Raw genomic sequence first — 6,340 nt, 5'->3', positions numbered from 1 at the left:
ATGCTGCCCGAACGAGTCGGAAGAGCTGCAATCTCCGATGCTGGAAGCCCTTGGCCTTTGTGAGTTGGAATGAACCGAACCGGTCCCTGCAAATGGATAAGCAATGCTTCAAGAGTGTCTGTTTCCGGCCGACTGATGCCATTGGCTTCAGAAACACCTACTCCCGAACCAATAACAACGTAGCGTGAACCAAACATCTCATTGAGGTGTGCTCCTGAGGGCCACCATTTTAATGCGTAAGGGCCCAATTGCATATGGGCTTTTCCTCGCTGCAGATGACTGTTGTGAGCAAAGGTCAACACCTTCCCCCGATCACGCTCTCTCGATACGATGTATGCCAGATTATCAGCCATCATCGCATCGCGGATGCCGAGAAGCCTGACCAGCCTGTCGGCTGACGCTCGGGCTGATACGGCGTGATAGTTCAGCAACTGTCGGGCCACTGTGGCGTATTGTACCGCTTCCAGATAGTGACTTTTGTCGCTTTTAGCTACCAATTCGGGACGCCGTTCTCTTAGTTCCGATATGATATCCTCTGTCTCGATCCTAATTGCAATGGCACTTGGTGATAGACCCACCGATTTCGTCGGGTCCATCGCTGCGGCAGGGTTCTCCCACTCCGGATCGTTGCCGAGAAGCGAGTCGATTAGTTCGTGACGATGTATGCCGCTGGCGCTATCAATCGAGGCAAGGTAATCCAGTACAAAATGCAAGAGATGCCTTGGGCTGTCGGCATACATCATTTCGGTCGGACTATCGAAACCGTAGAACTGGATTTTGACGTGATGAGAAGGATCTGCATTGTATTTCCGCATCCATTCCACGAGTTCACGATTAGCCTCGAGCTGACCGAAACCATGGCTAAAACCGGTGTTAATCACTTCTTCATACGACGACGGACCGCAACCGGCTATGTACTCATTCACTACACGCGCCCTGGGAAAACTGCTCTCAATGGCAATGGCACTGTAGCCATGCTTCTCCACCAGGCGCTGGAAGAGCCGGTTGCGGAGTATAAGAATTTCCTCTCCCCCATGGAGTGCTTCTCCGAAACCAAGTAACTCCACAGAACCGTCAAGTGAGGCCATGAGCTTGTCAATGGAAGCGTTGAAGGTTTCTGATGAATCGACGGAGAAAGAAATAGCTTCTTGCCGGATCCATTGGTCGAGAGTGGTATACACATGGTCGGACCTTCTCTGAAAAGATGAACTTTTTTCCATTTTTTAACCCCCTCTTTTTTAAGTTGATTTTGGTTTAGTGGATGTTTTTTTATTTCCGGTTTTTGCTTTATTTTCTTTTACTCTGAACTCCACAATTTGCTTCACAATATCAAAAGGAATCGGTTCATCAATTGGAAATTGAACAGATCCTTTTGCCTGTTTATAAGAAGACAGTTCTCCTTTGAAAGCAATGATCCCTGAAGGGGTCGGGTAAAATCCAATATGATTTTTGTACGCGGCAAAATGCACCAGGTTACCATTGAGCTTGAATGTGGGCATTCCGTAACTTATGGCTTCTTCGGCTTCAGGTGCGGATTCTCTTATGATTTTCCTCAGTTTGTACAATATAGCTTGAATGTTCTCTGGAAATGTTGAGATATATTCATCTATATTTCTGAATTGTGTTTTCGGAGTGATTTTTTCCATATTATTTGCATTGATGCAGGTTATTTAAATCTTTAGCGAAAATATGGGATAGGTAGGAAACTATATCTAAATATGTTAGACCTCAAAGAAAATGGGTTTGATGGGTCATGCGCAAATGGCCCAGATGCTGAATACCATATATAGGACAGTATTGGCGCTGAGTCAGGGTTACGTAACACGGCTCATTTCATAACCTGCTACGATCATGCCGGACTTGGATTATCATAATAAGCAGGTCCTGCAGGTAACCATGTACTGGACAGTTTTAAGCATTTTTCCAGTCACATCTTAAACGTTGCCCATTTGGATATGTATCATGAATAGCATTCAGTAAGATACTACAAATGTGATCATGGCTTAAGCTTTTGTTTTCATTATCTCCTGTCAAATTATATCAACTTGCTTTGAGATCTTCATTTACTTTTCAGATATATATAAAACAAAGATGCCCATAATTGTGCATTTCTCAATGTGCATAGTGGTTATATCGATGACCACGTGTTAAAGAGTACCTGTGAAAAACATGATCCTAAAAAAACGTAATCATTTTATCTTTTACTTTATTATCAACACCCTTAATCTTCAGGGATTTAAGGTAAAAGACCTGCATTCTATTTGAGAGGTATCAATAATGAGATCGTTAAAGATATGTCCTGAATGCCATGCCAAACTCCAGACCAACGAAAAGAACATCCAGGTCTGCAAAGTGTGTGGATACTGGACAAAAACAGGTACAGCAAGAGTTGAATCAATATTGCTATGCTAATGAGGAAGAAAAATGAGTGTAAATAACCACCATGTCTGCTGTAATTGCAGGACTACACTGAAAAAACAAACACTTGGATTAAACGTTTTATATTACTGTCCACAATGTGGTGTCATGACCACTTTAAATTCTATATGATGAAGGTATTTCATTATCCATCATGTTAAAAAACAGTCACTGAGGATAATGTAATCCCTCGTATGCTTTTTTTAATTCAGCAATATCAAACTTCTTCATTTTAAGGAAAGCTTCAGTTACACGTGCCAATTTCTCTGCATCCTTATTCTGCATCATCTCTTTCATAACAGTGGGAACTATCTGCCATGAGAAACCAAATTTGTCTTTGAGCCAGCCACACTGTTCAGCCTCAGGAACAGCTGATAGTTTTCCCCAGTAGAAATCAAGTTCTTCCTGGGTATCGCAGTACACTATGAACGAGATAGCTTCGTTGAAAGTAAAATTATGCTCATAAGCACTGTCCATAGCCACAAATTCCTGGCCTTCAAGAATGAAAGCAGCATGCTTTATTGTTCCTTCTTTATCGGGTTCCTCGCCTGCACCGTAACGGAGAATATCACCAACTTTTGCATTACGGAACACTAACGTGTAAATATTGATCGCCTCTTCTGCTTTTCCGCACTTATCACCGGTGAACATAAGTGTTGGGGTGATCTTCTGCGTAATCTTACTGTCGCCTATATACATTACCTGCCACGAAAGACCATACCTGTCCTCCACCCATCCGTATTTCTCACTAAACGGATACGTATCTAAAGGCATAAGCGCTTTACCACCTTGGGAGAGTTTCTCCCACAGTGTATCCACCTCTTCTTTCTTGCTACAGGCAATAAGGAATGATACAGCCGGAGTGAATGTGAAAAAAGGACCAGCTGATAGCAGCATGAACTCCTGGCCTGATAGTTCAATGGTGACCATTTCTGCTGTTCCGGAAGGAGTGCCCTGAATCTTTGTCTTGTCAATGATTTTAGAATCCTTGAAAAGAGACGTATAAAACTTAGCAGCTTCAGCAGCCTCTTTATCAAACCATAAATGTGGAACGATCTTTTGCATACTAACCCCTTTATACATTAAAGTTTGTAATAGTTGTATAAATATTTACCTAATACTCAAATCTTCATCGTTATTTGTAAAATGACTACTTTAATTGAGTATCTGTAACATGTTTCACTTTGTGGGGAAACTGCTTTTCAAAATCCTCCAGTTCCTCTTCTTCTATTTTGAAAACTTCATCTTCATAGAACTTTCCTGAAATACCCTTCAGGCTACCATTGTAGAGTTCTAATGCCATAAATGCATCTAAATTTTCACCCCAAGATGTATGAATATTATATTTCTCAGCATTTCCAAAACCAAAGCGTTGATAATAGTCAGGGTTTCCAAAAATAATTATGGCTTTATATCCCAGCTGCCTTGCCTTTTCAATAGAATGATTCAGAAGTAAAGAACCAATTCCTTTTTTCTGATATGATGGTGATACTGCAAATGGACCCATACACAATACTTCAAATTCAGTATTTTCCTTATTAATCACTTTAGCTTTTGAATAGATTATATTGCCGACAATTCTATCCTTATCACATGCAATAAGATCCAGTTCTTTTATAAATGCGGGTACTTTTCTTATTTTATGTACTAACAAGTGTTCATTACATCCAGGTTTGTATAGATCCCAGAATGCTTCTCTTGTAAGGTATTCTACATTTTTGAAGTCCTTTTCTTCCTCTTGCCTGATCGAAATACTCATTATTGCTCTCTCCACTTTTTTTCATAATAAATAACAAATATGTTAAATATAAACTATTCTGATCTATATTTTCAGAGATACTACTGAATATCAAGCTGCGAAAGAAGTCTATTTATACTCCACATCTTCTATTAATTGATAGAGGTATTGGTATGGATGAAGAGTGTTGTCCGAAATTTGAGCCCGCACCGTGGGACGAAAAGATTACAGAGTGGAAAAACAAGAGATTTGTAAAGGATAAGGTCTTCACACTTTTCTATATGCCCGTTAATTTTGGTAGAGTTATGAAAAAACTTGACGAAAAGGTAAGAAATGCAGGTGCGAATATTCCAGACTGGCTTTGCCTTTCCGATCACACTTCTAAATGGAACATGGACCTTTACCTGGCAGTAGACAGGGAGATCCCGGATGCTGAGAACACTACTCTTAGCGGGAGATTCCTAAGCAAGGTGTATGAAGGGCCTTTCAAGGATACGGGAAAATGGTGCGATGACTTCAAGGCATATGCAGGGAAGCAGGGACTTGAGATCAGGAAATGGTTCATGTGGTACACGACATGCCCTAAATGTGCAAAGAAATACGGGAAGAACTACGTTGTGATCCTGGCAGAGGTTAAGTGAGTATCAGTAAGGCATCCGGTAGAAAGGTTAGAGACGTGGAAAGAAGCTTAAACTTCAAGTTTCTTCCGGAAATATATCATCAAGATAACTTGCGAGCACTTGTTCAACATTGGTGTCTTTTGCCAGTATTTTGCCACACTCCTGAGATTCCATTATGTATTTTGGGAAAGCATAAATCCAGCCTCCTGTCATATCTATGATAGTACGAAGCTTACTTCCTCCTACCGTCAGGGCGAATTTAAGTTGGGAAAGGTTGGACATGCCTTCAGGGACCATCAGAACGATGGAGCCACTGAAGAAATGGTAAATAAGAGCTTCTTTTATTGCAGGGTCATAACCAATCGTGAATTTTGGATTTGTGGATGTATTTTCTTTGATCTCATCGAGCACTGCATCGTAGAAGTTGCAGGTGCGGGTAAAGGGGGGAATGAATTGCACAGCTTCGGAATCTTCGAGGTATGACAGAGAATTCGGGTTTTCTTTGATAGTGGCCTGGATATCGGAGTCATTTATATTGAAAACACTTGTGTTGTCCAGTATCCTGGCCAATGGGATCTTGAAAGTGAGAGGATCTTTGCTGATCAGAGATGAAGGAGAAGTTTCAGTATCCTGGGAAATAGTTGCTTCGATAAGGGCATGTTTTATGGCTATAGGCAATTTCATGGTGAATACTCCTGTGAATAATAATGTGCAACATCGACTTTATAGTAAATTACATTTTCTGCTTTGCTGTATATTTTTATGATAGTAAAACTAACAGTTATTGTTTAAAAAGATCTAAAGTATAGATTAAGAAATAGTAAAGAAAAAAAGATTGAAAGATTTACATCTTTTATTTGTATCTATATTTTTGATATCAGTCGCTCTGAAGCCTTTTTAATTCCATTTCCCTAAGTTTTTTCCTCATGATCTTGCCTCCTATTGTTTTAGGCAGTTCGTTCATGAACTCGACAGAACGCGGGTATTTGTATGGTGCTGTTGTTTGCTTCACGTGGTTCTGAAGTTCCCGTATTAGTTTCTCCGAGGGTTCAAATCCTTCGTTCAGCACTACAAACGCCTTGACTATCATGCCTCTTATATTATCAGGAGAGCCAATAACAGCAGATTCCTGCACAGCCGGATGTTCAAGAAGTGCACTTTCAACTTCAAAGGGACCTATACGGTATCCTGAACTTTTGATGACATCATCATCACGGCCTACGAACCAGAAGTATCCGTCATCATCCATATATGCCTTATCACCGGTGTAATAGAATCCGTTCTGGAATGATCTTTCGTTCTCTTCATCGTTATTAAGGTATTTGACAAGAAGACCCACAGGTCGCGGGTCAAGTGAGATCGCAATTCTTCCTTCTTCAAAGTTATTGACCTTGTTCCCATGTTCATCATGCAGCTCAATATTCCATCCCGGAGAAGGTTTTCCCATTGAACCCGGCTTGTTCTCCAGGCAGGCGAAAGATGCGATTGCACAACAGGTTTCTGTCTGGCCGTAGCCTTCATAGATGTTAAGGCCAGTCCCTTCTCTCCACACTTTGATAACTTC

The 6,340-nt window shown here is 40.9% G+C and carries 8 protein-coding genes; 2 read left to right on the top strand and 6 right to left on the bottom strand.

Annotated elements, in window-relative coordinates:
* Together ACCM36_RS07895 and ACCM36_RS07890 are read right to left on the bottom strand one after the other, a co-directional pair.
* The coding region (locus ACCM36_RS07895) for an erythromycin esterase family protein (RefSeq protein WP_370573206.1) at positions 1-1,220 on the bottom strand (1,220 nt) is incomplete at its 3' end.
* Positions 1,221-1,238: 18 nt separating this feature from the next.
* Positions 1,239-1,646 (bottom strand): iron chaperone, encoded by a 408-nt coding sequence (locus ACCM36_RS07890; RefSeq protein ID WP_370573205.1) that lies wholly within the window; start codon positions 1,644-1,646, stop codon positions 1,239-1,241.
* 631 nt (positions 1,647-2,277) lie between these two features.
* Here ACCM36_RS07890 and ACCM36_RS07885 point away from each other — a divergent pair.
* Positions 2,278-2,412, top strand: a complete 135-nt coding sequence (locus tag ACCM36_RS07885) for a hypothetical protein (RefSeq protein WP_370573204.1) — start codon at positions 2,278-2,280, stop codon at positions 2,410-2,412.
* Between the two features lie 174 nt (positions 2,413-2,586).
* On the opposite strand, the gene ACCM36_RS07880 is transcribed toward ACCM36_RS07885, so the two are convergent.
* On the bottom strand, positions 2,587-3,483 hold the full coding sequence (locus ACCM36_RS07880; protein ID WP_370573203.1) for a VOC family protein: 897 nt from the start codon (positions 3,481-3,483) through the stop codon (positions 2,587-2,589).
* 85 nt (positions 3,484-3,568) lie between these two features.
* Complete coding sequence (locus ACCM36_RS07875; protein ID WP_370573202.1) at positions 3,569-4,177, bottom strand: GNAT family N-acetyltransferase; 609 nt, start codon at positions 4,175-4,177, stop codon at positions 3,569-3,571.
* Positions 4,178-4,329: 152 nt separating this feature from the next.
* Between ACCM36_RS07875 and ACCM36_RS07870 the strand changes: the two genes are divergently transcribed.
* The gene (locus tag ACCM36_RS07870) at positions 4,330-4,797 is read left to right on the top strand and encodes a hydrolase (RefSeq protein ID WP_370573201.1); all 468 of its coding nucleotides are present in this window, start codon (positions 4,330-4,332) and stop codon (positions 4,795-4,797) included.
* Positions 4,798-4,851: 54 nt separating this feature from the next.
* Here ACCM36_RS07870 and ACCM36_RS07865 read toward each other — a convergent pair whose 3' ends face one another.
* Complete coding sequence (locus ACCM36_RS07865; protein ID WP_370573200.1) at positions 4,852-5,460, bottom strand: hypothetical protein; 609 nt, start codon at positions 5,458-5,460, stop codon at positions 4,852-4,854.
* A 193-nt stretch (positions 5,461-5,653) separates the two neighbouring features.
* On the bottom strand, positions 5,654-6,340 hold a 687-nt coding region (locus ACCM36_RS07860), incomplete at its 5' end, for an acyl-CoA synthetase (RefSeq protein WP_370573199.1).

This window comes from Methanomethylovorans sp. (assembly GCF_041305605.1).
Taxonomy (GTDB): Archaea; Halobacteriota; Methanosarcinia; order Methanosarcinales; family Methanosarcinaceae; genus Methanomethylovorans.
The sequence above is the reverse complement of the archived record's forward strand: the minus strand, read 5'-3'. Positions and strand labels throughout refer to the sequence as shown.

Bases quoted from the DNA above. Each gene is read 5' to 3' on its own strand.
- ACCM36_RS07890 (WP_370573205.1), bottom strand. From the start codon at position 1,646: ATGGAAAAAATCACTCCGAAAACACAATTCAGAAATATAGATGAATAT.
- ACCM36_RS07885 (WP_370573204.1), top strand. From the start codon at position 2,278: ATGAGATCGTTAAAGATATGTCCTGAATGCCATGCCAAACTCCAGACC.
- ACCM36_RS07880 (WP_370573203.1), bottom strand. From the start codon at position 3,483: ATGCAAAAGATCGTTCCACATTTATGGTTTGATAAAGAGGCTGCTGAA.
- ACCM36_RS07875 (WP_370573202.1), bottom strand. From the start codon at position 4,177: ATGAGTATTTCGATCAGGCAAGAGGAAGAAAAGGACTTCAAAAATGTA.
- ACCM36_RS07870 (WP_370573201.1), top strand. From the start codon at position 4,330: ATGGATGAAGAGTGTTGTCCGAAATTTGAGCCCGCACCGTGGGACGAA.
- ACCM36_RS07865 (WP_370573200.1), bottom strand. From the start codon at position 5,460: ATGAAATTGCCTATAGCCATAAAACATGCCCTTATCGAAGCAACTATT.